Here is a 25,821-nt window from a genome sequence, read left to right on the forward strand (position 1 = left end):
TGCCTGATGGGAAAAGAAGGGAGAAGTTGCAACATGGCAAAATTTTGCGGAAAATGCGGCTCTAGGCTAGACGTGGATACCGGTCTATGCCCACATTGCGGCCAAGAGAAACTGGAAACTACACAAGATCTTCCAAAAATTGAAGAGGAAGTATTCCAAGGAGGGAAAGATCATTCCCTGCCCACCGATGGGAAGCAATCTTCTTCCATCAACAATGAAAAAAAGCCTCATAGCCGTAGAAAGAAAGGATTTGCACTAAAAATATGCCTCACCTCGCTGGCGGTTGTTATCCTTCTTGGTGGCATTCTTTGTGCGCTTACATATTTTGATATGATCCGCGTTCCGTTCTTGTCGGACATCGTTGCTCCCTCCGCTTCCACTTCGGATGCGGGTGATTGGGAGGATATCCCGGAAACCGATACTGGTGGTATAACCTACTATCCCTCTGCCCCAGAGAATATAGTACAGGATCCGCAAACAGGGATCGCCTTTGTCAACAACGAAATCCTGGTAGCCTTGGAATCAGAAGCGTATCGGAGCCAGCTGGAAGATACACTTCAACCCGCTCAAGGGCAGATTGTGGGAGAAATCCCCCAGGTAGCTCAATATCAGGTTTTGCTGGATCGTGCATTGGGATACAATGAAATGGAAGACCTGGTCGCCTATTTGGAGTCTTTTGACTGGGTGGTTTACGCTTCCCCTAACTACGCTATGGAGACGGATGTTCAATTCATCCCCAACGACAAAGAATGGAAAAATGAGTGGGAGGACGTACCAGACGGCACCAATTGGGGATTGGAGGCCATCGATGCCCCTGGAGCCTGGGAATATCGGGAGCAGATGGAAACAGTGAACGTCGGCGTGTTCGACAACATGTTCTTGGGTAATCCTGATCTCACCTTCGCTGAAACGCCTTTGGGCCATGCAGAATTGCAGCAGGAATGGGATCAAAATCCAGATACAATGGAGCTTGACAGCCATGGCACCCATGTGGCGGGAACCATTGCAGCCGGGTTTAACGACAAAACCGGCATCTCGGGGATTCTGCCCAGCGCCAACCTGTATGGCGTGTCGTCCCAAGGTTTATGGGTAGAAGGACTTGGCACTCTGCAATGCCATAATGTTGCCTTTGCCTATTTGATTGATATAAAACAATGCTCTGTGGTCAATATGAGTTTGGGCTATGAGCGCCTAATCACCTTTAATGCCTCCAGAGAGGCGGAAGAGGATGGGGACGGCCCCGCTACCCGGGCATTACAAAAGTTCTCCGGCGCCGTGGGGGACTTTTTGCAGCTGCTCATTGACAGGGGACACCAGTTTGTTATCTGTAAATCTGCCGGCAACCGAAACGACCCAAACACCCAAGAGCCCAGCTATCAATACTTCCGCAAGGATGAGGACGACAATATCAACCCCTATGATTATATCTGCTATGGGGATTATCTGGATTATCTTGCAGGAAATGGAGGGCCGGACGGGGAAGAAAAATTCGGACGGTACCGAACCCGGGAAGCGGAAATCGCCGAGCGGCTGGTCAGCGGCAATCTAGACGCAGAGTTTGATATTCTCGGCGCCATCCAAAACCCGGAGGTGGCCGACCGCATCATTATGGTGGGAGCTGTTGAAACCAAGGGTACCCACAAAGAGGGCGGTTTCTTTGGGATCGGCGCTACTAAGGTCCATGACGGCTATGAGATCACTCCCTACAGCCAGTGCGGAGAACGGGTGGATATCCTGGCCCCGGGAGGAGATAGTGACAGCGAAAAGATCTACAGCACTATCCAGGAACGCCAAAGGTTTGGATATAAATGGTATGGCGGGAAGGCTGGCACCTCCATGGCCTCTCCTCACGTGGCGGGGGGGGCCGCCATGGTCTTTGCTGTTAACCCAGATTTGCGCGGCGAGGATGTAAAACGGATTATCGTTGATTCTGCGGTAGGCAGCTACGGAGAGGAAGGCTATGGACTTCTCAACGCTAAAAACGCCGTGGAAATGGCTCTCGACTATAAACCTAAAGCGGAAGCGCAAAGCCGTACACTGACCAAAGAAGACTTGATCGGCTGCTATTGGGAACAGACCGTGCAGAGCCATGTGGCTTATCGTTTTTTGGAAAATGGTATTATGGAGGAATACTTTCTCGATCCCGATGTGGCCGTCACCGATGAAACAGTAGAGTTTTACCAATCTTACCAATATGAAGTGAAGGACAACCAGCTTTTCATCTACTGGGAGGAAGACTCACAATCCCCCACCAAGCTAGAGTTCGTCTACAAAACCGACGACATTCAGTGGGACAGCGGGCTCAAAAACCAGTTGGATATTATTCCTGACGGCGAAGCCTTCCTCTACTCAACTGACTGGGAGCCTGGTGAAGGTGTTATGCGCGGCAACGCATTTTATCTCATCAAATGCATGGAAAGCCCCCATTCCGATTTGGTCGGCATCTATGAAACGACATTTGGAACCCGGCGGAGCGATTTTGTTCAGGGACCTGTCCCCGGAAAGCAAATGATTACCGTAGAACGGGTATACGGCAATCAAATTACCTTCCGATACGGGGAGTACCCGGAGGATCAGCCTTACTACCAGACAAAGCCTGTCACGGTGGAGTGGGCAGAGGGTGAAATTCCCTTTACCCTTACCGATGAAAACGGCAGCCTCTATGAAGGCGCTATTACTTTCCACGGCACACAGTCCCTTGATTTAGAATTCGAACTGGTTGACAATCCAGGCGATTGGCAAGGTTATATCACTAATTGCTGGGCAACTCTGCAAAAGATCTGGCCGGAAATCCCTGCTGCTGAAAAAGATGGTCCAACCGTCTCTTTCTCCCCTGCGCAACTAGAAGAATTGGCGCAACGACTAGGGGTACCAGAAGATTTAGACGTGGAAATCCGCCAATCAGAGCCATATTACTGGGATACTGGAGAAAGATGGCTGATTCAGGTGGATGTATATGAAAGGGGGAAGATAATCGCCGGTTCTGAATTTGATGTTTTCACTTTGGAGGCGGTTGGCGGTATCCTTATGTATGATCCGAGCCTTAGACCGTCCCAATCTTCTGGTGGGACAACCCCAGACGAGCTCATTCTTGGGCAATGGGGATATAATGGACGCTTGGTATTTGATTTTATGGGGGGAAATTTAGCGATTATTTATGGAGAAAATGAAGGCGAAATGATGCAGATGTACTATAACATTTCCGGCTCCAACATGTTTATGCGCCCATGGTTCCAGTCGGACTACGCCTCAGATACTGTCAATCCAGGTGTTGTCAATGAGGCTGTCTTCCAAATTGAATTTCCTGACCAAGATCATCTAGTGCTGCGCCATGAGGACAACGCTGAAACCCTGACCCGGATGTCTTCGTAATGGCTAAGCAAAAGAAGTATCTATTAAAGGAGGAAAATCCATGGCGAAATTTTGTGGAAAATGCGGCTCTAGGCTAGACGTGAATACCGGTCTATGCCCACATTGCGGCCAAGAGAAACTGGAAACTATACAAGGCCTTCCAAAAATTGAAGAGGAGGTATTCCAGGGAGGGAAAGATCATTCCCTGTCCATTGATGGAAAGCTATCTCCTCCCATCGACAATGGAAAAAAGCCTCATAGCCGTAGAAAGAAAGGGGTTGCACTAAAAATATGCCTCATCTTGCTGGCGGTTGTTATCCTTCTTGGTAGCATTCTTTGCGCGCTTACATATTTTGACATGATCCGCATCCCTCTCCTGTCGGGTTTTCTCCACTCTGCCACAGATGATGCGGTGGTATCTTCCCTTTACAGTGTCCTTTCTGGTGATGATTCCGTCGCCATTGTAGATGCGCAAGGGCAGCCTGTGGATTCACTGACAGGAGGCGTTATGTCCAAAAAAATGTTCGAATCTATCTCTTATTCTATCGTAAAGACGGCACAGAAGGAAAATATACTGACCGCTACCGTTGTATTTATTGTTCCAGACGCCCTTGCTTTGGTAGACGAGTATGGTGGCTTGGATTCGCCTGAGGATGATTTTTCCACGTGGCTGGTCAATCGGCTTGATGGTAGCTTTCCTACAGTTAAAATGACAGTTCCTGTACAGTTTATGGTGCAGGATGATGGGTTGGTTCTGATAGCAGATGAAGGACTTCTTAATGTTTTGACCGGCGGGGCATTGCAGTATTATGTAGACCAGCAAAAAAACGCATATGAAAAAGTAATGGAGGGTATCGCAGAATGAAAAAATATTTATCCTTCTTGCTGAGCTTGATTTTGATTATTCTGCTGGCGAATCCTACTGTCCTAGCCAATGAAGAAGAAAAAATTGTCCAAATTCCATGTCAGTATATCGTGGGTAACACCGTGGCGGAAACCACGATTCAAGGAGTTATTGCTGGAGATGGCAATCTTTATGTAACTCCTGAAGAGGTGGAAAAGGTTACCGGGTATTATTTTTCTCCGGAGGAAAATGTCTTCGTTTCTCGAAACGTCTATTCAGGATATCCAACCCTCTATCGGCTAGACGTGGATGCTGGATGTTTATACGACCATGATTCTCCTTTTTATCCGGATAAGACTTGGAAGATTCCCCTACGGACTTCGAGCGACGGTTCCATTTCCCTATCGTTAAACCACATACTCACGGCGATGAACGCAGAAATGCTGATAGAGCCCTCTGGGGAAATCCCACTCTCGATTTACCGTCCATTCACAATATTCGATGCAAAATACATGCTGCTCAATGACAACTACTTCTTTACGTGGACAGAGGTGGATGAAACTGCCACGCAGCAGGATATTGCTTTGCTTCATAACCTAAGCTCTATCATTTCCCTGATTATGGACTATAACAGCCACTTTGTGAGTGACATAGCATTTGCCTGGTGGTCCGAGGATGTTTTAAACGCCAATGAACATCAATATCTAGACGCGCTTGTGGAGATTATGACCTGCTTCTCTCAAATCGACCCCAATATCACAGATTCTCTTGATTATCAGACACTGACCTTACAGGGCGAAGTATTTGGCCTTACTCATGATATGATGAAATTATTGGGAATCGATGATGATGCTCTTAAGCTGCTAGGCTTTTCTTCAAACTTTACTGGGATAGGCACTGGCATTATCGAACAGGTGAGCCAATATCAAATCTATCAGCAAATCAGTGAATCGCAAAAAGACCTTTTAGAGTCTACTTTTTTAAGTGATAGGGAGAATAGCGTATTTCAAGACGAAAAGTTAAAAATTATTAAAAACGCAGCACAGCACCTCCAAACTTTATTGGATGACAGCACTTTAGGGACAGCTACCGCTGTTTACGACGGGATCGTTGAGATTGGCTCTGACGTTGTCCAGGGTATGTCACCCCTGTGTCTGATGGACGTCGCTTCTTTTATTATGTCTATCCTCCCCGGTACCTCTCAGGCATTGGATCTCAATGAAACCATCACTCGAGCAACCTGCTGTTCTATGCTGCAATCGTTTGCTCAGGAGGAATATGCTAGGATCAATGATGAAATCCGGGAAAATGGACTATCAGAAGACCTACTGCGCGAAAACAAAGAAACTTTGTTATTCGCCCTACAATCGTCCTATGCCATCCGGAATTTGTTGATCCAAAACAATGTTTTCTCATCAGATGTCACACAGCAACTGAAGCAGAATAATTCCGACACCTTGGAATTCATTCTTTTTTTACAGTCCTGTTCTACAAAGGTTGTTACTGAAAATAAATATGACTGGAATGAATACGCCGAAAAATCGCAAAACACCGTTGAAGAAGGCAGCTCTGGTTCGTCAATTGATCCAGGAGCCTACGAAAAGTATTTATCCGCAGTTACAAAAACAACTGCCTCTGGCTCATGGTCTGAGCAGCTTTCACTTGAGGCTGAAATGTCGATCTCCGCTGAGGGTGAAAGCGCAAACATTCAGGTCAGCTTGCATTCAGATTCAACCGTCTCCAATTATAAAAAAGACGACCTATCTCAGGTTGAGATATCCAGTATCTCCGATATGCAAATCATGGGTCAGAATTTCGTTTGGACTACAGAATATAGAGATGGCGTCGCTCATATTCAGTATACAGAACCGTCCCGGTCACAACAAAGCATGGAAATTCCTCCTGATCTCTTTAATTTTGATTCTATATCGCGTGAATCTATCATGAACCAAGAAATCTTGGGAAAACAAATACGGTTTACGGTTTCTGGACAGGAATTTACAGGAACAGGTTTTTCCACAGGCCAAATCAGCGGCATGAATAACCTGGAGTATGAAGATGTAGACGTGATCGTTACACTTCACGATTCTGGCAGTGTCGACCAAATTATCATGGAATTTGGTGCGTCGATGGAATATATGGGATATGACGCCACCGCTACGTATCAGATACGCTATTCTTTCTCTAGTCCTATCACTGAAACAGCTGGTCCCTTTGATTATGACACTGCCACACAAATCATCCTGGATTATTACAATCAACTACATACGGATGATGGAAACTATATCATTGTAGACGAAGAAACTCTAGAGTATGACGACCGTTATGTCGTCACCATTCGGTATCAAATGAGTGACAAGGAGGTGGAGGAACGACTGAGCAAAGGCCTGCATGTTGAACCCAATACCCTAACCAGTATGATCACCATTGAAAAAGAAACCGGCAGAATTTATGGAGACAGTATTTATGGCGAAAGTATAGTTATCCGATAAGCTATTATGGTTTATCGTCACCACTAACTCTTGCTTTTTATTCTTCTCCCTTCTCACCGGCCGCCATCTCTGCGGATAAAATACGAGGGATGGCGGCCGACTCATTTTTTCTTTTTCAGCAATTTCCGCCGGTAGAATCCCGTCCTGACCATCTGCCGTAAATGACTACGGCATCTTTCCTCAAACAGATCTGAGCAAAAGAGCCTCTCATCATCCCGAAAAAAACAGCGGACTGCCATCAGCGAGGGCATAAGGCCCCTGTCCCCGCGCATATATATGTCACAAGATATCGTTTCACGAGGGAGGGAAATGTTTTGAAGGGTCTACCGGAAGAACGGGCAGTTTCACTTGCGGCCTATATTATCGAAAACAATGCGACGGTGAGAAAAGCGGCCACTGTTTTCCATATATCGAAAAGTACGGTACATAAAGATGTGTCAGAACGTTTAAAAAAACTCAATCCCCAGCTGTATGTCCAGGTCAAAAAGGTACTGGACATTAACAAGCAGGAACGTCATATCCGAGGCGGCATGGCCACCCGCCGCAAATATCTTCTGTATAAAAGCGCCCACGACGAAAAAAACGCCGTAAAATAAGAAACGATTCACTCCCCTGAAATAAAAAGCTCGGGATACAAGGTCCCGGGCTTTTTTATAGTATTTCTTTCCTTCCCCACAATAGGAATGGGCCCTGATTTTTCAGGGCCCATTCCTAGCCTTCTGGCTAAAGGGAGAAATAAATACATCCTATTTTATATGGCATTCTCTCGATTATAGCAGCTGCAGGCCATAGCGGCACTCCTGTCCCACATGATAAAAGCTGCCCAAATGATTGACAACGGCCTCTGTAGCCCGCTTTTCATCCCTGGCGACCAGAGCGTCCACAATCTCTTCATGAACACTTAAATCACACCGGTCATCCGCCTTTCCGGATACAATCAGCAGCCGGCTCTTTAGATACAGTTCCTGCTGGAATTTGTAAAGGATAGGGTTCTTCCCAATCTCGGACAGGTACAGATGAAACTGGGCGTCCTGCTTGGCCCGCATGTAGAGGTCATCCATCTTTTCATAACACTGGCATTCCTTTGCCAGCTCGCGCAACCAGTCAAATTCTGCATTGCTGCCGTGATAGATGGCCAGTTGAACCGCCAGAATTTCCTGGTTGAGGCGGACGACCCCCAGATGGTGCATATCCTCTTCGCTGAAAGAGACAACCTCGGCAAAGCGCTTGGGATAGATGGTGATCAGTCCCTCCGCCGCCAGCCGCCGTAAGGCCTCCCGGATCGGGGTGCGGCTCATACCCAGCTGGGCTGCAATTTTGTCCTCGGGGATTCTTTCCCCGCAGACCAGCTCATAATGGAGGATCATTTCAAGGATGGTGTCGTAAACTGTGTCGCTGAGGCTTTTTCTCTTCCCGTTCATCGCGTGTTCCCTTTCCTTGGCAGGTTAGATCTCTGGGAAGTATTTTGCCCCCGGCTCTGTGGTCCAGGCGTATTCGGGAACTACGGTGGTTACAATATCCTTATCGTCCTGCAGACGGATGACCCACAGATAGTATTCCGCATAACCCGGCGCCACGCACTGGGAATGGGTCTTTTCATCCGGCATACCGGTCAGATCATTGTGTTTAATCTTATAAGCTTCATCTCCAAACTCGCCGAAGCCATAACCATTCTCAGGCAGGAATTTGTAGAAGTAGATCTCCGGCTCAACATGGCTGTGGGGCGGGAAGCTGGACCATTTTCCGGGGAAGTTGACCACTTCACCGATAAAGAAGTTGGTCTCCGGGCAGGTGGAACGGTCGAAGAAGGTCCGGACAATCCGGGTGGAAGCCTCGCCTAAGGTTCCCTTTCCCCGCTCTTCGGACGGGCACAGGCAGTCGGCGGCACGGTACAGTTTTGGAGCGAAATGGCGTTTGTTGGTGGTGCGCTGAATGGACAGTTCCGCATGGTCGGACAGGCAGGTGATCTTCACCGGGGTGTTTTCCGGCACGTGGAGAAGGATAGGATCATTGTGGAAGCAGTCCGGCCGATCCGCTGTCTCCTTTTTGCCCGCAAACTCAAAGGTAATGACGCCGTTTGTCAGGGTATAAACTACCTCTTTGGGCTCGTTGTATTCTACAACATCTCCCTGATCCATGCACAGGACGCCAAAGTCCATACCCATATCCTTGTTGACTTCTTCTTTGACAATGGCATTATAGCCCTTCTGGAAAGGACCCTTCTGAGAAATTTTCATCGCTCGCGCCTCTTTCTATGTATTTCACTGTTTCTGGGACTCACCGCCCCTTTTTCTGTCCTCAGCATAGCACTACATTGTATTTTTGTCAATAAAATTGTATACAATTTTATTGACAAAAATACAATAAATCTCATCAATAAAAAAGAGCCACTTGCTAAGCGGCTCTTTCTTTCCATCTGTCAGTCCTGGAGCTTGTCCATGCTTACTAAGGGGTCAACCCATTCTCCGTCCTGCTTTAGGCCGAAGTGGAGATGGGATTCCAGCGCCACCTCGGTCAAAGGGCTTTCTCCCACATATCCGACCAGCTGGCCGATCTCCACTGCCTGGCCTTCCTTCAAGGACACATCCTCCGCCAGGCCTGCATAGTAGCTTTCATAGCCTCCGGCATGGGAGATGGATACGGTTTTTCCCCACAGAGGATCATCGATGACCGATTCCACTGTACCCTCGGCCACCGCCTTTACCGGTGTTCCTGCCGCCGCAGCCATGTCGATGCCGTCGTGGGTGCGCCAGTCTCCCAGGGTCTGGTTCTTTACCAGCTCCCCGGCGCTGTATTTAGTGATCACGTCCCCAGAGAGAGGCAGCATAAACTGCACCTCTTGCTGTGTTGGCGATAACACCTGTTGTTCGGAGGGCTCGGACTGCCCGGATGACGGCTGCTGCTGCGTAGACGAGGATGAGGAGGTTGACTCCTGTGTGGAGGGCCGTGATGATATTTCCACATCGCTCTGCTCCTCGTTTGTTTCCTCTAATTCTGGAAATCCCCAATCTTCATTCACCTCACTGCTCTCTTGCGGTACTGCAATACTTTGCCCCTCGTCCAGCCCCTTCAGGGATGAATCGATGGCCACCCAAGATGCCGCTCCCGCTCCTACCAGACAAACGGCCAGGGCAATATAAAAGCCTTTGCCGGATAAAAATTTCTTCATCTTGGAATCTTTACCTGAAAAACGTGTTTCTGCCATTGCAAATGACACCTCCATGTTGATTCTTTCAGCCAAATCTGTTTTGCCACAACCTTAGTATTTATTCTTTGCTTCCAATTTAAACATGGATTTTTTCTTTCTGCGAAAAATTTTCGCGGACATCATGACAGTATGTTTTTCATATATAAAAAAATGGAGCGCTTACGCGCTCCATCATTTTTTGTGTTTTGCTTATCTCTCCAGATTCTGGGCTCTGGACGGACCCACGCCCACCATCTTTACCGGGCACTCGCACAGCTCCTCCAGCCGCGCGATGTAGTCTTTGCACAGCTGAGGAAGTGCGTCAAAGGACTGGCAGCCGGTGATATCGTCGTCAAATCCCTTGAGGGTTTCATAGACCGGCTCGCAGTTGGCCAGTTCCTCCAGGGTCGCCGGAAAATCTTTGATGATGGTGCCGTCCGGCAGCTTATAGGCGGTGCATACCTTCAGGTCACCAAGGCCGGACAGGGTATCCAGCTTATTGATGGCAAGGCCGGTCAAACCGTTGACCCGTACTGCGTGGCGCATGATAACGCTGTCAAACCAACCGCAGCGGCGGGGACGTCCGGTGGTGGTGCCGAACTCATTGCCTTTGTTGCGGATCTTGTCCCCCATCTCATCCAACAACTCGGTGGGGAAAGGACCTTTGCCTACCCGGGTGGTGTAGGCTTTGGCTACGCCGTAGATCTGATCGATCACCGTGGGGCCTACGCCAGTTCCGGTGCAGACGCCGGCAGAAAGGGGATGGGAAGATGTGACAAAGGGATAGGTGCCGAAATCAAGATCCAGCTGGGTTCCCTGGGCCCCCTCAAAGAGCACATTTTTGCCCGCTTTGCAGGCTTCGTAGGCAAGCACCGACACATCGTCCATATAGGGTTTGAGCCGTTTGCCGTATTCAATGTATTCATCGATAATGGCGTCGACATCCATCGCTTCGGTTTCATAGACCTTGGTCAGATAGAGATTTTTGATCTCACCCACCAGTTTGGCCTTCTCCTCCAGGAGCACCGGATGAACCAGATCGTAAAACCGGATGCCGCTGCGCTCCGCTTTGTCCATGTAGCAGGGGCCGATACCGCGGCCGGTGGTGCCGATTTCCGCCTTGCCTCTGAGTTTCTCAGACAGGCTATCCAGTTTAATATGCCAGGGCATAATAATATGAGCCCTGGGATCTATTTTCAGATTCTCACAGGTAATACCACGGGCTTTCAGGCCGTCGATCTCCTCCAGCAACACCTTTGGGTCGATGACGGTACCTGCGCCGATGAGGCACTGAGTACCCGGATAGAGAATGCCCGAGGGAATCAGGTGCAGTTTGTAGACCTCTCCCTGATTTTCCACGGTGTGGCCCGCATTGTTGCCACCCTGGGAACGCACCACTACATCGGCACGGGAAGCCAGGATGTCAATGATTTTTCCTTTGCCTTCATCGCCCCACTGGACGCCGACAACTACGCTTGCTGGCAATGGTATAACCTCATTTCATCATTTAAAATTGGCGGTTCAGCCAAAGCTGAACACACAGTTGTTATTATAGCAAATGGTTTTTGCTGAATCAACGAAAAAGCGAAAAAAACGCAGAAAATTCATAAATCTCCGCTTCTTTTCCGGAGCCAGAGAGAGTTTTCCTCCCGGCATATTACATAATCTGTCCCGCCGGTGGGAAAATAGAGACAGTTTTCTCAAAAAATACAACAGGAGATGATGGTCTGTGTCCCTGACACCCAATGAATACGAACAGCTCAACAAAAAATATTCCCCCAGCTCCCCCACCTGGAAAAACTGTCTGATGGCCTTTCTCGTCGGCGGCCTGATCTGCACCCTGGGACAGGTCATTGTCAACATCAGCCGCTCCCTAGGGCTGCCCGCTGACGAAGCCAGTACAGCCGCTTCCATCTCCCTGATCTTTCTGGCCTCCCTGCTCACCGGCCTGAATATCTTCGATAACATCGCCAAGGTAGGCGGCGCCGGCACCCTGGTGCCCATTACCGGATTTTCCAACTCCATTACCGCCCCTGCCCTGGAATTTAAAAGCGAGGGCTTTATCCTGGGACTGGGCGCCAAGATGTTTGTCATCGCCGGGCCTGTCCTTGTCTACGGCATCACCGCTTCCATTGTCTATGGCCTGATCCTCTATCTGTTCTCAATTGTATAAGGAAGGAGTTATCCATCATGCCAACCCGTATAGGACGCTATACCCTGCTGTTAAACTCCTGCCCTTCGGTGGTGGGATTTGCCGCCCTTGGCTCCAAAAAGGAGGCCCAAGGTCCCTTGGCCCGCTGCTTTGACCTCATCAACGACGACTGCACCTTCGGAGAAACCACCTGGGAAAAGGCGGAAAGCCGGATGCAGCAGCAGGTGGTCAATAAAGCCCTAGAAAAATCCAAGCTTTCCAGCGCCGACATCGACTATATCTTCGCCGGGGACCTGCTCAACCAGTGCACCGGCTCCGCCTATGGCCTGCGGGACCTGGGCATCCCTTTTCTGGGCGTCTATGGGGCCTGCTCCACCATGGCGGAAAGCCTGCTGATGGCCTCCATCTTTGTGGACGCCGGCTGCGCCTCCCGGACGGCCGCCGTGACGTCTTCCCATTTTTGCAGCGCGGAAAAACAGTTCCGTTACCCTCTGGAGTACGGCGGCCAGCGGCCTCCCTCCGCCCAATGGACGGTGACCGGCGCCGGCTGCGCCATCGTAGGCCAGTCCGATGCCCCGCCCTATATCCGGGCGGTTACCGCTGGGCGGATTGAGGATTACGGCATCAAGGACGCCAACAATATGGGGGCCGCCATGGCTCCCGCCGCTGCCTCCACCATCAAACAGTTTCTGGAGGACACCGGGACAAAGCCCGACGACTATGACCTCATCCTCACCGGGGACCTGGGTCAGATCGGTTCAGATCTCCTCTACGATCTGCTGGGCAGGGAAAACATCGACATCAGCGGTCATCATGCCGACTGTGGACTGCTCATCTACGACCGGGAAAAACAGGATGTCCACGCCGGCGGTTCCGGCTGCGGCTGTGCGGGTTCCGTCCTCTGCTCCTACATCCTCTCCCGGGTGCGGGACGGGGAGATTAAAAACATGCTCTTTATCGCCACCGGAGCTCTCCTGAGCCCCACCAGCGTACAGCAGGGACAGTCCATCCCCGGCATTGCCCATCTGGTGCATATCTCCCATACAAAGTGAGGTGAATTTGGATGGATTATATCAAAGCCTTTGTAATCGGCGGGCTGCTCTGCGTCATCGCCCAGCTGCTCATCGATAAAACCAAACTGACCCCAGCCCGGATCCTGGTCTCCTATGTGGTGGCCGGCGTGATCCTCGGCGCTTTGGGCCTCTATCAGCCCTTGGTGGACTTCGCCGGCGCCGGCGCCACCGTCCCTCTGACCGGATTTGGCAATCTGCTGGCCAAAGGCGTCCACAAGGCCGTAGCGGAACAGGGGCTCTTAGGCGTTCTGACCGGTGGTATTACTGCCGCTGCCGCCGGCATCTCCGCCGCCATCTTTTTCGGTCTACTCATTGCTCTCATTTTCAAGCCAAAAGAGAAATCCTAGCCTGCCGGGCGGCAGTCTTCCGCCCAGTCACCTGTGCTGCAAGGGCGGTGGATTTTGTCGTCCCATCTGCGGCAGCAGTGTAAAAAGGCAGCCGTGGTCCCATAGACAAAATATAAAAAGGACGGCGTTTCGCCGTCCTTTACTCTCCATCGTTTATATGCCGCAGTCGTTATAGTCCTTCCATTTTTCCCGATAGGCCCGCTCACTGGCCATCCGGTAAGCAATGTACGCCACAGAGGCCACCAAGGAAAAAATGCTCAGCACCACTGTCAAGAATTTCAGCTTGTCTTTAGACATCATCTATAAAACCTCCATCCGTCAAAGATACAGAAATAGAACACAAGGTTATCTTGTCTCTATGATAAACAAAGCGGCCCTCGGTGTCAACTGGTATTTCCTGCGGTTTTGAGCGGATTGTGTCATTCCGTGAAAAAAGCATCCGGGAAAGTAAAAAAGCAGTTTGTATGCTGTCACTCCAGCACACATCCTGCTTTTGCGTGAGACAATATTCGCTAAAGGCTATTTTGCAGCAGCGGCATTCATCTTGCTGACAAGATGAGATTTCTTTCTGGATGCGCAATTTTTATGCATAAGCCCCTTTGCACAAGCCTGATCGATCTTTTTAACTGCCAGCTTTACGCTGTCCTGCATATCGGCCGCACCTTCCGCAGTGGCAAGCTCAGCTTTTTTGATGACGGTTTTGAGGTTGCTCTTGAGGGCTTTGTTCTGCATGGCTTTCACTGCATTGACCTTAACTCTTTTCTTTGCAGATTTAATGTTAGGCATCATTACACCTCCTTTTATAACTCGAAGACAGTACAAATTATATTAGCATTATTTTTTCAAAAAATCAACTGGTTACGCTTAGAAAATTGCGGTTTTTCCGTAAAAAACTTGATTATTTTTGCTTTTCTCCCCGTCTGGGGGACAAAGCAGCCAGAGGAGGCCCAAAATGAACTTCCGCACCGACCTCGCCATAGAGGCAAGGGAGTTTCTCACCGAAAAGGAAATTCCCGGTATCACATCACAGGACAGCCAGATCGGTAATGTCCAGGTTAGCACCATCCAGGTCCATAGTCAAGAGGCCGCTCACCGGCTGCACAAGCCCATCGGGACCTACATTACCATTACAGTGGAGGCCTTTTCCGCCTCGATTACCGCGGCTGACGACGCTGTGGAGGCCGTCTGTTCCTCCCTGCGGCGGCTTCTGCGGAGGCGGGGCCTGACCTTGGTGGTGGGACTGGGCAACCACAACATTACTCCCGACGCCCTGGGGCCTTTGGTGACCGAGGGCATCCTGGCCACCCGCCACATCCAGGGGGCGGCGGCTTCTGCGGCAGGGCTGGACACTCTGGCCCCGGTGGCGGCCATCTCCCCCGGTGTTTTGGGGCAGACCGGCATGGAAACCTCAGAAATCATCGGCGCCCTGGTCGACTTTGTAAAGCCCGATCAGGTCATCGTCATCGATGCCTTAGCCGCCCAAAATCCTCAGCGCTTGGGGCGAACTGTGCAGATCTCCGATACCGGCATCTCTCCCGGCTCCGGGGTCCTCAACCGCCGCAAGGAACTGAGCCGCTCCACCCTGGGGGTGCCCGTCATCTCCATGGGGGTACCCACTGTTGTGGATTCCACCACCCTGGCCCACAGCGTTTTGGAGCAGGCGGGGGCTTCCCTTCCCCCGCCGACCTCCCAGAGCGCCATGATGGTGACGCCCCGGGACATTGACACCCTGATTTCCCGCTCGGCCAAGGTCATCTCCCTTGGCATCAACAGCGCCCTGCAACCGGATATCAGCCGGGAAGACCTAATCTATTTGACCATGTAGCCTGCCCGTCCTCGGTAAGCATACCCTTCCCCTCCTCCGCATAGAAATGATAATGGCGTTCGTTTTGTTTCCCGACCCAAAGGGAGGAGGTTATGCATTTGATGCGAAAAAGAAGGAATCGCCGTCTGGGCCGGACGGGTAAAAAAATCCTTTCCCTTTGTCTTGTGGCGGCCATTTTGGCCGTTTGCATTAAGGTAGCGGCTGTGTCCGCCCCCTATATCGAAAAATTCACCCAGCAGGCGGCGGTTCTCTCCGCGGTCCTGGGGATGCCCGACGGCGGCCTTTCCCTGATCCGCCAGCGCTTTGCCGATGAGATCGACGACGGGGAGGAGGAATCCGACCCCTATGTGACGCCGCCCTCCACCACCAAACCGGAGTCGGAATCCTCTGAGGAATCCCAGTCCGAATCCTCTTCCTCCTCAGAGTCCATCCAGGTGGAGCCGGTGCCGGAGGAAAACCGAGGCCCCATTGTGGAGCGGACCTATACCGCCCAGGCCGGCGGTATCTACATCCCTCTGGACCACGGATTCCTCAAAAATTCCACCGAACTTTCCAACAGTGACGTGCAGGCCCAGCTGGACAAGGCGTGGGATTTGGATCTCTCCACCCCGGAGGAACCTACCGTCCTTATCTACCACACCCATGCCACCGAGGCCTATGAGCCGGTGACCCGGGACTACTATGATGACAGGTATAATTCCCGCTCTACCGAGCAGGATAAAAACATGATCCGGGTGGGGGATGAGATTGCCAAACAGCTGGAGGCTGCCGGTATCGGGGTCATCCACGACACCACCCTCCACGATTACCCTTCATACAACGGCGCCTATGAGCGCAGCGCAGAGACCATTCAGAAATATTTAGATGAATATCCCTCCATCAAAATCACCATCGACGTCCACCGGGACGCCATCGAGGAAAGCGACGGCACCCGCATTGCGCCGGTGGCGGAAATCGACGGCAAAAAGGCGGCCCAGATTATGATTATTTCCGGCTGTGACGACGGCACCATGAATATGCCAAACTGGCCGGATAACCTCCGTTTTTCCGCCGCCTTTCAAAGCCAGATGGAGGCCGACTATCCGGGATTGACCCGCCCCATCTTCTTTTGCTACCGCCTTTATAATATGAATAAGACCCCTGGCAGCCTGCTTCTGGAGTTTGGCGCTCACGGCAATTCCCTGGAGGAGGCTGTCTATTCCGGGGAGCTGTGCGGCAAGGCCTTGGCTGAGCTGATCCTATCCCAGGGGGAATAATATGAAATAAGGAAGTCAAAACACATGTCCAAAGAGCAGCTTCGCTATTTTTTTGCCAGCTTTGCCATTTCCATCCTCCTCTATCTGGGGATGATGGGCATCTTCGTCGCTGACATTCATTCCCGCGCCCGTGGCTTCGGCGATGACAACGCCCTGCTTCTGGTTGAAAGGACAGGGGAAAATCAGGCCAATATCACCTGGCTGGGCAAGGATTACACCCTGGATACCGGCATCTTTACGGATATCCGGGAAGCTGTCTACCCCTTTCGCGCCCTCATCCCCATCCGCTACCGGTTTATCCCCGATCTGATCTCCTACGCCGGAGGGCTTGACTGGCAGCAGGTTCTTCCCTTTTGAATATTTCACCAAAGCGCCCCATCTCTGTTGCGAAGGGCGCTTTTGTTGTGCTATAATGAGCTGTAAATCCCTTGGATTCCGCCCTGCCTAGGGGCGCTTTAGACAACGGCGAAGAGGTGATCACTGTTGCAGTATGACCGCGAACACATCCGCAACTTCTGCATTATCGCACATATAGACCACGGCAAGTCCACCCTGGCCGACCGGATGCTGGAGATGACCAGCACCGTGGCCCAGCGGGACATGGAGGACCAGATTCTGGACAACATGGAGCTGGAACGGGAGCGGGGCATTACCATCAAAGCCCGGGCCGTCCGGCTGGATTATGAGGCCAAAAACGGGGAGCATTACTGTTTTAATCTCATCGATACCCCGGGACATGTGGACTTTAACTATGAGGTTTCCCGCTCCTTAGCCGCCTGCGAAGGGGCCCTTTTGGTGGTGGACGCCTCCCAGGGCATTGAAGCCCAGACCCTGGCCAATACCTACCTTGCCATTGAGCACGACCTGGAGGTCGTGCCTATCATCAACAAAATCGACCTGCCCGCCGCGGATCCAGACCGGGTCTGCCACGAAATCGAGGACATCATCGGCATTCCCGCCCTAGATGCTCCCCGGATCTCTGCCAAGGCGGGGATCAATATCGAAGAGGTGCTGGAACGGGTGGTCACCGATATCCCCGCTCCTCAGGGGGATGACCAAGCCCCTTTGAAAGCGCTGATCTTCGACTCCTATTACGACAGCTACAAAGGCGTCATTGTCTATGTCCGGGTCATGGAGGGGACGGTCCGCCCCGGCATGACCATCCGGATGATGGCTTCCGGCTCCGAGTTCACTGTGGTGGAAGCCGGTGCCATGGGGGCGACCAACCTGATCCCTCTGGAGGAGCTTTCCGCCGGACAGGTGGGATACATCACCGCCAGCATTAAAACGGTACAGGACACCACGGTGGGCGACACTGTCACCGACGCGGCAAATCCGGCGGCGGAACCCTTGCCCGGTTACCGGAAGGTCAACCCCATGGTGTTCTGCGGCATCTACCCTGCCGACGGGGCCAAATATCCGGATCTCCGGGAGGCCCTGGAAAAGCTTCAGCTCAACGACGCATCCCTCTCCTTTGAGCCGGAAACCTCGGTGGCGTTGGGCTTCGGCTTCCGATGCGGATTTTTGGGCCTGCTCCACATGGAGATCATCCAGGAGCGGATTGAGCGGGAGTTTAATCTGGACATCATTACCACCGCTCCCAGCGTTATCTATAAGGTCATCCTCACCTCCGGGGAGACTGTCTATATCGACAACCCCACCAACTTCCCCGACCCTGCCACCATCCAGGATGCGGAGGAGCCTATGGTCGCCGCCAACATCCTGACCCCCACCGCCTATATCGGCAACATCATGGAGCTGTGTCAGGAGCGGCGAGGCGTCTACAAGGATACCAAGTATCTTGACACCGACCGGGTAGAGCTTCACTACGACCTGCCTTTGGGGGAGATTGTCTACGACTTTTTCGACGCTCTCAAGTCCAGGACCAAAGGCTATGCCTCCTTCGACTATGAGATGAAGGGCTATGTTCCCTCCCGTCTTGTCAAGTTGGACATCCTTTTAAACGGCGAGATCGTAGACGCCCTCTCCTTCATCGTCTTTGCCGACAACGCCTATCCCAGGGCCCGCCGGATCTGCGAGAAGCTCAAAGAAAATATTCCCCGCCAGATGTTTGAGGTGCCCATCCAGGCGGCCATCGGCGGCAAGATCATCGCTCGGGAGACGGTCAAAGCCATGCGCAAGGATGTATTGGCCAAGTGCTATGGCGGCGACATCACCCGGAAAAAGAAACTTCTGGAAAAACAGAAGGAAGGCAAAAAACGGATGCGCCAGCTGGGTACTGTGGAGGTTCCCCAGGAGGCCTTTATGGCTGTCCTCAAGCTGGACGACTAAATCTGTCAAAACCGGCCGCCGCGACCTGCGGCGGCCTTTTTCTCAAAGGAGGTCTTTGGATGCCCCAGCCCATCGGCATTTACATCCACGTTCCCTTCTGCCGCTCCAAATGCCCCTACTGCGATTTCTATTCCCTCCGGGGCGGCGATGAGGCAATGGATGCCTACACCGCCGCCCTGCTCCGTCATATTGCTACCGCCCCCACGGAAAAGGCGGACTCCGTTTATCTGGGAGGCGGCACCCCTACCTTGCTGGGATCCCAGCGGCTTTCCCGGATTTTGGAGGCGGTGGCCGCCCATTTCCCACTCTCTAAGGACTGTGAAATCACCGCCGAGGCCAATCCCAGAGCCGCTGAGGGGGATACCATCGCCGCCTTAGGGAGGCTTGGTTTTACCCGGGTGAGCTTTGGCATGCAGTCGGCCGTTTCCTCCGAACTGCGCCTTCTGGGCCGCCGCCACACCCGGGAAGAGGTGGCCCAGTCGGTGGAGCTGGCCCGGCAGGGCGGGATAGACAACATCTCCCTGGACGTCATGCTGGGGGTCATCGGACAGACAGCCCCCTCCCTCTCCCAAACGCTGGATTTTGCCGCCTCCCTAAAGCCCACCCATATCTCTGCCTATATTTTAAAGGTAGAGGAGGGCACCGTTTACAACTCCCCCCGCTTTCTCTCCCAAATCCCCGACGAGGATACCCAGGTCGATCTGTATCTGGCCGCGGTGGAGGGGCTTTCCTCCTTGGGCTTTCATCAGTATGAAATTTCCAACTTTGCGAAACCGGGCTATGAGAGCCGCCACAACCTGAAATACTGGCGGTGCCAGGAATATCTGGGCTTTGGCCCTGCCGCCCATTCCTACTACGGCGGCAGCCGCTTTGCCCTGCCACGGGACCTGGAATCCTTCTGTAAAGCGCCCGGCTTCGGAGACATCCCCTTTGATGGCGTCTGCGATGGGGGCGGCTTTTTCGAGGAGTTCATGCTGGGGCTGCGGCTGGCAGAGGGGATCAACCTGGATCAGCTGGGCAGCCGGTTTTCCGTTGACGTCTCCCCTTTGGAAAGGGCTTGTCCGCCCCTGGAGCGCCGGGGTCTTCTTTGTCTAAACGGACATCATCTCTCCCTGACGACGGAGGGGTTTCTCCTCTCCAACAGCATTATTTCTCATCTCTTGAATACTATCTCCTGTTAAAAAAACGCGGCCGAAAAACAGCCGCGTTTTCTTTTTTGGCAGTCTCTGTGGACGATTGCCAACATTTTTGTAAATAAACTATGAAGTCCCTTGACATACTAAAAGAGAAGTGATACATTGATAACTGTAAGATTTAGCACTCCATAATCAAGAGTGCTAAAATAGCAAAAAGAGGTGATACGCTGTGGAACTGGATAGACGGAAGATGCAAATCCTCTCAGCGATCATCGAGATTTACACCAAAACCGGTGAGCCGGTAGGATCCAAGCTGCTGGCGTCGGTGATGGATTACGCAATCTCCCCCGCAACCATCCGCAACGAAATGGCGGCCCTGTTTGAGATGGGTTATCTTGAACAGCCCCATACTTCAGCAGGGCGTGTGCCCTCCCACAAGGGATACCGGCTCTACATCAACAACCTGATGCAGACCCAGCCCCTGACCGCCGCAGAAAAGGCGGAAATTGACGCGCTCTTTAACATTCAGCACCCCGATCCCGACCAGTTGGTAGAAGACGCGGCTACGGCCCTGGCCCAAGCCACCCACTGTGTCACCGTTTCCTCCACCATGACGCCGGAGGATGTAACGGTGCGCCGGATCGACATTATCCCCTCCGGGCCCAGGACCTTGGTGGTCTTGGTCATCGCCTCCAACGGCGTGGTCAAGAGCAAGGTCTGCCGGGTGGATTTTGCCGTCACCCCCCAGGTGCTGGATTTCTTCCGGAAATATGTCAACTCCCGGTTCAGAGGTCAATCCTTGGAAGGCGTTTCCAAGCTCTACCTTCAATCGGTGGCTGTGGCCCTGGGAGAATATTCCCGGGTGTTCACGCCGCTGCTGGTCTGTATCTTCGATCTGTGCCGGCAGATTTACGCCGGGCGCTACTACGTAGAAGGAGAAACCAATCTGCTTACCTATCAGGAGTTCACCCCTGTAGCGCACGACCTTCTGACCTTTCTCAACAAGCGGGATGAAATGCTCCGGCTCATCAACGAGGAGATGAAGGATAAAAACGTCTCCATCGGCAAAGAAGCTGGAAAATCAGAGCTTGCCGATTCCAGCATTGTCATCGCCCGCTATAATGTAGGCTCTTCCAGATCCGGCATCATTGGCATTGTGGGGCCGGTGCGGATGGATTATCCGAAACTCATCCCCCACATCCAGTATTTTGCCGACACCTTGGGACGGCTTCTCACCGAAATTTCCGAAGAGGAGGATATCACGCCGGAGACGTCTTCATCATCCAACGAATAACATTTCACATACATCATGAAAACCGAAAGGAGACATTGACGTGGCCGAAAAGAAAAACAAGAGCCCGGAGGCCGCCGAGCCGGAAACTGCTTCCCAGCAGGAGGCAGCGGGCACCGAGCAGGAAACCCCTTCTCAAAGCGCCCAAGCAGAGCAGGAGGCAAAGGCTCCCGACGAAACCGAGGCCCTCAAAGAGCAGGTCAAGGATCTCAACGATAAGCTGCTGCGCTCCATGGCCGAATTTGACAACTTCCGCAAGCGTTCCCAGCGGGAAAAGGATCAGATTTATACCGACGCCAAGGCGGATACCGCAGCTCAGTTTCTGACGGTGCTGGATAATTTCGAGCGTGCCCTGGCCACCGAAAGCACCGACGAGAACTTCCGCAAGGGAGTGCAGATGATCTACGACGGACTGCTGGAAACCATCAAAAAGCTGGGAATTGAGGAGATCAATCCCACCGAGGGAGACTTTGATCCAACGCTGCATCACGCGGTGATGCATGTGGACGACGATTCCCTGGGCCAGTCCCAGGTGGTAGAGGTCTTCCAGAAAGGCTACCGGATGGGCGACAAAATCCTGCGGTACGCCATGGTGAAGGTTGCAAATTAAGAAGCAAAGGCCCTGGGCCTTTCACATAAATGCAGAATATAACGAACTGAAAAGTATAGAATTCGAATGTAAGATTCGAGGAGGAATTGATTATGGGAAAAATCATTGGTATTGACTTAGGTACTACAAACTCATGTGTCGCCGTTATGGAAGGCGGCGAGGCTGTCGTCATCCCCAACGCGGAAGGCGACCGGACAACACCTTCTGTTGTCTCTTTTAAAAACGGTGAGCGTCTGGTAGGACAGGTTGCAAAACGTCAGGCCATCGCTAATCCGGATCACACCGTCAGCTCCATCAAACGCCATATGGGCTCTGACTATAAGGTAAATATTGATGGCAAAGGCTTTACTCCCCAAGAAATTTCCGCTATGATCCTGCAAAAGCTGAAGACTGACGCAGAAGCCTATCTGGGCGAAAAGGTCTATGACGCGGTTATTACCGTACCGGCTTACTTCACCGACGCACAGCGCCAGGCTACCAAGGATGCCGGCCGGATTGCCGGACTGGAAGTCAAGAGAATTATCAACGAGCCCACCGCCGCAGCACTGGCTTACGGCGTAGATAAAGAAAACGATCAGAAGATCATGGTTTACGACCTGGGCGGCGGCACCTTCGATGTCTCCATCATCGAAATGGGCGACGGCGTACAGGAAGTACTGGCCACCGCAGGCAACAACCGCTTGGGCGGCGATGACTTTGATAACCGGATTGTCAACTATCTGGCCGACCAGTTTAAGAAAGAAAACGGCATCGACCTGACCGGCGATAAAATGGCGATGCAGCGGCTGAAAGAGGCGGCGGAGAAAGCAAAAATCGAGCTTTCCAGCGTCACCCAGGCCAACATCAACCTGCCCTTTATCACCGCAGACGCCACCGGCCCGAAACACATGGATATGAACCTGACCCGGGCAAAATTCAACGAACTGACCGCTGACCTGGTGGAAGCCACCATGGGTCCGGTACGCCAGGCTCTGTCCGACTCCGGCCTGTCCGCTTCTGATCTTGATAAGATCCTGCTGGTAGGCGGTTCCACCCGTATCCCCGCTGTTCAGGAAGCAGTTCAGAAGATCACCGGCAAAGAGCCCTTCAAGGGCATCAACCCCGATGAGTGCGTCGCCATCGGCGCGGCTATCCAGGGCGGCGTCCTGGGCGGCGACGTCAAAGGCTTGCTGCTGCTGGATGTTACCCCTCTGTCCCTGGGCCTGGAAACCCTGGGCGGTGTCTTCACCAAGATCATTGACCGCAACACCACCATCCCCACCAAGAAGTCCCAGATCTTCTCCACCGCTGCTGACGGCCAGACTTCGGTTGAGGTCCATGTCCTCCAGGGTGAGCGTGAGATGGCGAAAGATAACAAGACTCTGGGTATGTTCCGTCTGGACGGCATCCCTGCTGCGCCCCGGGGTGTGCCTCAGATCGAGGTAACCTTCGACATCGACGCCAACGGCATTGTCCATGTTACCGCAAAAGATCTCGGCACCGGCAAGGAGCAGAACATCACCATTACCTCCTCCACCAACATGTCCAAGGAGGACATTGAAAAGGCAGTCAAAGAGGCTGAGCAGTATGCCGCTGAGGACAAAAAGCGCCGTGAGGAAATCGATGTAAGAAACGGCGCAGACCAAATGGTCTATCAGTGTGAGAAAACCCTCACCGACCTGGGTGACAAGATCGACGCCGCCGATAAAGCGGATGTCCAGGCCAAGGTAGACGCCCTGAAAGAAGCGCTGAAGGGCACCGATCTGGAGGCCATCAAGTCCCGCCAGGATGAGCTGCAGAAAAAGTTCTATGAAGTCTCCTCCAAAGTATACCAGCAGACCCAAGCAGCCGGTCAGGCTGCAGGCGGCGCTGCCCCTGGCGCTGAAGCTCCCCACGATGACAACGTGGTGGACGCCGACTACAAAGAGGTTGACGAAGACCAGAACAAGTAATATACTAAAACAGCTGCGCGATGATAAGACTGGGCCTATACCCGGTCTTATCTTGTGCAGGTGGTTTGTGACAATTCATACGTAAGGGTGATCAATTTGCCAGAAAAGAGAGATTATTACGAAGTCCTTGGCGTCGAAAAGGGCGCCTCGGAGGACGAGATCAAAAAAGCATATCGTAAAGTTGCAAAAAAGTATCACCCGGACCTCAATCCAGGAGATAAGGAAGCAGAAGCCAAATTCAAAGAGGTTGGAGAAGCCTATGAGGTCCTCTCCAATCCTGAAAAGCGCGCGCGTTACGATCAATTCGGCCACGCCGGCGTGGACCCGTCCTATGGGGCGGGCGCAGGCGGCGCGGGAGCTTATGGCGGTGCAGGCGGCTTTGGATTTGACGATCTGGGCGATATCTTCGACAGCTTTTTCGGCGGTGGTTTCGGTGGCTTTGGCGGAGGCGGCGGTTCTCGGAACCCCAACGGACCTGTACGGGGTAACGACCTGCGCTCCTCCATCGTCCTCAGCTTTTTGGAAGCGGCCAAAGGCTGTACCAAACGGCTGAAGATTTCCCGGCTGGAAACCTGTAAAACCTGCGGCGGCACCGGCGCCAAAAATGCCGACGCCATCAAGACCTGTCCTGACTGTCACGGCTCCGGCCAGGTACGGGTGACCCAGCGGACCCCCTTCGGCGTCATCAACTCCACCCGGACCTGCTCCAAGTGCTCCGGTAAAGGAAAAATCATTTCCGATCCCTGTACGGCTTGTAACGGCTTGGGTCGGGTTCGTGTCAACAAGACCATCGAGGTCAACATCCCCGCCGGTATCGATGACGGCCAAACCTTTGCTGTATCTGGCCAGGGGGATATGGGCATCAACGGCGGGCCTGCCGGTAACCTGAACGTCAATGTCAGCGTCCGGCCCGACCCCATCTTCGACCGGGATGGCTTCGATGTTTGGTGTGAAATCCCCATCACCTTCACCCAGGCGGTCTTTGGCGACGAGGTGGTAGTTCCCACCATCGACGGCAAGGTGAAATACAGCATTCACGAAGGAACCCAGCCTGGCACCACCTTCCGGCTTAAAAACAAGGGAATCCCCCTCATCAATGGCCGGGGACGGGGCGACCAGTACGTCAAGGTCACCATCGAGGTGCCCAAGAACCTGAGCGCAAAGCAAAAGGATCTGCTCAAGCAGTTTGAGGGTGCTTCCTCTGAGAAAAACTATGAGAAACGGAAAGGTTTCTTCGATAAGCTCAAGGACGCTTGGGAAGGTAAAAGCTAAATAGTCCTATAAGTTGTCCCACGTCTAACGGGAAACTTTAACCATATTCCCATATCCCGGGAATTTGAAACAATGAAAGGCTCCGTGAAAAAATACACGGAGCTTTTTTATTTCCGTTTACAGATTGAAATAGGAGCTTTCAAAACATTCCACCCATGTTTTTGTCCCGGCCGGAAAGAGTCTAAGGCCAGCCCCCTCGGCAACGCTCCATCGGCTTTTTGAATATTCAAAAAGTATTCACAGTTTTATCTTATGAAAGATAAAACTGTGATCTATAATCTAACCTAGTTAGTTTTTTGAGGGGAGGTCCTTTTATGGCTACCCAAGCGCAGATTGAAGCCATGCTCCATAAGCTGGAGCAATTTCATCCTACTGCTTTTTTCAAACGGATGGATGAAACCCAAGCAGGCATTGGAGCGGTGCTCCGGCTGCTTGATGAGTCTAATGAAACTATCACCGCGGGGAAGATCAGTGACATTCTGAATATCAGTACAGCGAGGGTGGCAGTTTTAATAAAAAAGATGGTAGCAAGAGGATTGATCACCAAGGAACACGATGTGTCTGACGCCCGTGTTACCATCGTGAAACTTACTCCTTTGGGAAAACAGCTCATCTTCAAGATGCGGCAGGATCTGTATCAGCAGATGGGACGCATCATTGACCAGATTGGGGAAAAACGCCTGTTGGAATTTATCGACACATTTCATGAGATCCGGAAGATCGTAAGTCCTCCGGAAATCGGCTAATTGGAAGGCTCTCGAA

23 protein-coding genes are annotated in these 25,821 nt (G+C 52.2%); 17 read left to right on the forward strand and 6 right to left on the reverse strand.

Annotated features, from left to right (window positions below; all coding sequences use genetic code 11):
- Positions 1 to 33 precede the first annotated feature (33 nt).
- From WGC32_RS02715 to WGC32_RS02730, 4 genes are all read left to right on the forward strand, one after another.
- On the forward strand, positions 34 to 3,372 hold the full coding sequence (locus WGC32_RS02715) for a S8 family peptidase (RefSeq protein WP_342680602.1): 3,339 nt from the start codon (positions 34 to 36) through the stop codon (positions 3,370 to 3,372).
- 40 nt (positions 3,373 to 3,412) lie between these two features.
- On the forward strand, positions 3,413 to 4,216 hold the full coding sequence (locus tag WGC32_RS02720; RefSeq protein ID WP_342680603.1) for a zinc ribbon domain-containing protein: 804 nt from the start codon (positions 3,413 to 3,415) through the stop codon (positions 4,214 to 4,216).
- A complete protein-coding gene (locus tag WGC32_RS02725; RefSeq protein ID WP_342680604.1) occupies positions 4,213 to 6,687 on the forward strand; it encodes a hypothetical protein in 2,475 nt (824 codons plus the stop codon). Before WGC32_RS02720 ends, WGC32_RS02725 begins: the two co-directional genes overlap by 4 nt.
- Positions 6,688 to 7,001: 314 nt before the next feature.
- The gene (locus WGC32_RS02730; protein WP_191482105.1) at positions 7,002 to 7,283 is read left to right on the forward strand and encodes a sporulation transcriptional regulator SpoIIID; all 282 of its coding nucleotides are present in this window, start codon (positions 7,002 to 7,004) and stop codon (positions 7,281 to 7,283) included.
- Between the two features lie 174 nt (positions 7,284 to 7,457).
- Here the strand turns inward: WGC32_RS02730 and WGC32_RS02735 are convergent, their stop codons facing one another.
- The 4 genes from WGC32_RS02735 to WGC32_RS02750 form a co-directional block, all read right to left on the reverse strand.
- Positions 7,458 to 8,108 carry a GntR family transcriptional regulator gene (locus WGC32_RS02735; protein WP_191482104.1) on the reverse strand — a complete coding sequence of 217 codons (651 nt, stop codon included), beginning with the start codon at positions 8,106 to 8,108 and terminating at the stop codon, positions 7,458 to 7,460.
- Positions 8,109 to 8,132: 24 nt separating this feature from the next.
- Positions 8,133 to 8,924, reverse strand: a complete 792-nt coding sequence (locus WGC32_RS02740) for a 5-deoxy-glucuronate isomerase (protein WP_342680605.1) — start codon at positions 8,922 to 8,924, stop codon at positions 8,133 to 8,135.
- A gap of 182 nt (positions 8,925 to 9,106) precedes the next feature.
- A complete protein-coding gene (locus WGC32_RS02745; protein WP_191482102.1) occupies positions 9,107 to 9,892 on the reverse strand; it encodes a peptidoglycan DD-metalloendopeptidase family protein in 786 nt (261 codons plus the stop codon).
- Between the two features lie 192 nt (positions 9,893 to 10,084).
- Positions 10,085 to 11,359, reverse strand: a complete 1,275-nt coding sequence (locus WGC32_RS02750) for an adenylosuccinate synthase (protein ID WP_342680606.1) — start codon at positions 11,357 to 11,359, stop codon at positions 10,085 to 10,087.
- A 244-nt stretch (positions 11,360 to 11,603) separates the two neighbouring features.
- Here WGC32_RS02750 and spoVAC point away from each other — a divergent pair, with 244 nt between their 5' ends.
- Genes spoVAC through spoVAE form a run of 3 tightly spaced genes read left to right on the forward strand, consistent with a single transcriptional unit; the run spans position 11,604 to position 13,446 of the window.
- On the forward strand, positions 11,604 to 12,047 hold the full coding sequence (gene spoVAC / locus WGC32_RS02755) for a stage V sporulation protein AC (protein WP_191482100.1): 444 nt from the start codon (positions 11,604 to 11,606) through the stop codon (positions 12,045 to 12,047).
- Positions 12,048 to 12,064: 17 nt separating this feature from the next.
- Positions 12,065 to 13,078, forward strand: a complete 1,014-nt coding sequence (spoVAD, locus tag WGC32_RS02760) for a stage V sporulation protein AD (RefSeq protein WP_191482099.1) — start codon at positions 12,065 to 12,067, stop codon at positions 13,076 to 13,078.
- 11 nt (positions 13,079 to 13,089) lie between these two features.
- A complete protein-coding gene (spoVAE, locus tag WGC32_RS02765; protein WP_342680607.1) occupies positions 13,090 to 13,446 on the forward strand; it encodes a stage V sporulation protein AE in 357 nt (118 codons plus the stop codon).
- Positions 13,447 to 13,599: 153 nt separating this feature from the next.
- Here spoVAE and WGC32_RS02770 read toward each other — a convergent pair whose 3' ends face one another.
- Positions 13,600 to 13,746, reverse strand: coding sequence for a hypothetical protein (locus WGC32_RS02770; protein ID WP_342680608.1), 147 nt, complete (start codon positions 13,744 to 13,746; stop codon positions 13,600 to 13,602).
- 219 nt (positions 13,747 to 13,965) lie between these two features.
- The gene (rpsT, locus tag WGC32_RS02775) at positions 13,966 to 14,232 is read right to left on the reverse strand and encodes a 30S ribosomal protein S20 (protein ID WP_191482095.1); all 267 of its coding nucleotides are present in this window, start codon (positions 14,230 to 14,232) and stop codon (positions 13,966 to 13,968) included.
- Positions 14,233 to 14,398: 166 nt separating this feature from the next.
- Here rpsT and gpr point away from each other — a divergent pair, with 166 nt between their 5' ends.
- The 10 genes from gpr (at position 14,399) to WGC32_RS02825 (ending at position 25,805) form a co-directional block, all read left to right on the forward strand.
- Positions 14,399 to 15,271 carry a GPR endopeptidase gene (gpr, locus tag WGC32_RS02780; RefSeq protein WP_191509480.1) on the forward strand — a complete coding sequence of 291 codons (873 nt, stop codon included), beginning with the start codon at positions 14,399 to 14,401 and terminating at the stop codon, positions 15,269 to 15,271.
- Positions 15,272 to 15,372: 101 nt separating this feature from the next.
- Positions 15,373 to 16,527 carry a stage II sporulation protein P gene (spoIIP, locus tag WGC32_RS02785; protein WP_342680609.1) on the forward strand — a complete coding sequence of 385 codons (1,155 nt, stop codon included), beginning with the start codon at positions 15,373 to 15,375 and terminating at the stop codon, positions 16,525 to 16,527.
- Positions 16,528 to 16,551: 24 nt separating this feature from the next.
- On the forward strand, positions 16,552 to 16,884 hold the full coding sequence (locus tag WGC32_RS02790) for a hypothetical protein (protein WP_342680610.1): 333 nt from the start codon (positions 16,552 to 16,554) through the stop codon (positions 16,882 to 16,884).
- A 126-nt stretch (positions 16,885 to 17,010) separates the two neighbouring features.
- Positions 17,011 to 18,819, forward strand: a complete 1,809-nt coding sequence (lepA, locus tag WGC32_RS02795) for a translation elongation factor 4 (protein WP_191482091.1) — start codon at positions 17,011 to 17,013, stop codon at positions 18,817 to 18,819.
- Between the two features lie 59 nt (positions 18,820 to 18,878).
- Positions 18,879 to 20,000, forward strand: a complete 1,122-nt coding sequence (gene hemW / locus WGC32_RS02800) for a radical SAM family heme chaperone HemW (RefSeq protein WP_342680611.1) — start codon at positions 18,879 to 18,881, stop codon at positions 19,998 to 20,000.
- A 184-nt stretch (positions 20,001 to 20,184) separates the two neighbouring features.
- A complete protein-coding gene (gene hrcA / locus WGC32_RS02805; protein ID WP_342680612.1) occupies positions 20,185 to 21,249 on the forward strand; it encodes a heat-inducible transcriptional repressor HrcA in 1,065 nt (354 codons plus the stop codon).
- Positions 21,250 to 21,289: 40 nt separating this feature from the next.
- A complete protein-coding gene (gene grpE, locus WGC32_RS02810) occupies positions 21,290 to 21,856 on the forward strand; it encodes a nucleotide exchange factor GrpE (RefSeq protein WP_342680613.1) in 567 nt (188 codons plus the stop codon).
- A gap of 92 nt (positions 21,857 to 21,948) precedes the next feature.
- Positions 21,949 to 23,787, forward strand: a complete 1,839-nt coding sequence (dnaK, locus tag WGC32_RS02815) for a molecular chaperone DnaK (RefSeq protein WP_191482087.1) — start codon at positions 21,949 to 21,951, stop codon at positions 23,785 to 23,787.
- Positions 23,788 to 23,883: 96 nt separating this feature from the next.
- Positions 23,884 to 25,059 carry a molecular chaperone DnaJ gene (gene dnaJ / locus WGC32_RS02820; protein ID WP_191482086.1) on the forward strand — a complete coding sequence of 392 codons (1,176 nt, stop codon included), beginning with the start codon at positions 23,884 to 23,886 and terminating at the stop codon, positions 25,057 to 25,059.
- 314 nt (positions 25,060 to 25,373) lie between these two features.
- On the forward strand, positions 25,374 to 25,805 hold the full coding sequence (locus WGC32_RS02825) for a MarR family winged helix-turn-helix transcriptional regulator (protein WP_342680614.1): 432 nt from the start codon (positions 25,374 to 25,376) through the stop codon (positions 25,803 to 25,805).
- The last annotated feature ends 16 nt before the right edge of the window (positions 25,806 to 25,821 follow it).

Source organism: Zongyangia acetica (assembly GCF_038739695.1).
Taxonomy (GTDB): domain Bacteria; phylum Bacillota; class Clostridia; order Oscillospirales; family Ruminococcaceae; genus Zongyangia; species Zongyangia gallinarum.

What these genes read in the sequence shown, in the direction of transcription:
- WGC32_RS02715 (WP_342680602.1), top strand. Translation starts at nt 34, where the DNA reads ATGGCAAAATTTTGCGGAAAATGCGGCTCTAGGCTAGACGTGGATACC.
- WGC32_RS02720 (WP_342680603.1), top strand. Translation starts at nt 3,413, where the DNA reads ATGGCGAAATTTTGTGGAAAATGCGGCTCTAGGCTAGACGTGAATACC.
- WGC32_RS02725 (WP_342680604.1), top strand. Translation starts at nt 4,213, where the DNA reads ATGAAAAAATATTTATCCTTCTTGCTGAGCTTGATTTTGATTATTCTG.
- WGC32_RS02735 (WP_191482104.1), bottom strand. Translation starts at nt 8,108, where the DNA reads ATGAACGGGAAGAGAAAAAGCCTCAGCGACACAGTTTACGACACCATC.
- WGC32_RS02740 (WP_342680605.1), bottom strand. Translation starts at nt 8,924, where the DNA reads ATGAAAATTTCTCAGAAGGGTCCTTTCCAGAAGGGCTATAATGCCATT.
- WGC32_RS02745 (WP_191482102.1), bottom strand. Translation starts at nt 9,892, where the DNA reads ATGGCAGAAACACGTTTTTCAGGTAAAGATTCCAAGATGAAGAAATTT.
- spoVAD (WP_191482099.1), top strand. Translation starts at nt 12,065, where the DNA reads ATGCCAACCCGTATAGGACGCTATACCCTGCTGTTAAACTCCTGCCCT.
- spoVAE (WP_342680607.1), top strand. Translation starts at nt 13,090, where the DNA reads ATGGATTATATCAAAGCCTTTGTAATCGGCGGGCTGCTCTGCGTCATC.
- WGC32_RS02770 (WP_342680608.1), bottom strand. Translation starts at nt 13,746, where the DNA reads ATGATGTCTAAAGACAAGCTGAAATTCTTGACAGTGGTGCTGAGCATT.
- rpsT (WP_191482095.1), bottom strand. Translation starts at nt 14,232, where the DNA reads ATGCCTAACATTAAATCTGCAAAGAAAAGAGTTAAGGTCAATGCAGTG.
- gpr (WP_191509480.1), top strand. Translation starts at nt 14,399, where the DNA reads ATGAACTTCCGCACCGACCTCGCCATAGAGGCAAGGGAGTTTCTCACC.
- spoIIP (WP_342680609.1), top strand. Translation starts at nt 15,373, where the DNA reads ATGCGAAAAAGAAGGAATCGCCGTCTGGGCCGGACGGGTAAAAAAATC.
- WGC32_RS02790 (WP_342680610.1), top strand. Translation starts at nt 16,552, where the DNA reads ATGTCCAAAGAGCAGCTTCGCTATTTTTTTGCCAGCTTTGCCATTTCC.
- hemW (WP_342680611.1), top strand. Translation starts at nt 18,879, where the DNA reads ATGCCCCAGCCCATCGGCATTTACATCCACGTTCCCTTCTGCCGCTCC.
- dnaK (WP_191482087.1), top strand. Translation starts at nt 21,949, where the DNA reads ATGGGAAAAATCATTGGTATTGACTTAGGTACTACAAACTCATGTGTC.
- WGC32_RS02825 (WP_342680614.1), top strand. Translation starts at nt 25,374, where the DNA reads ATGGCTACCCAAGCGCAGATTGAAGCCATGCTCCATAAGCTGGAGCAA.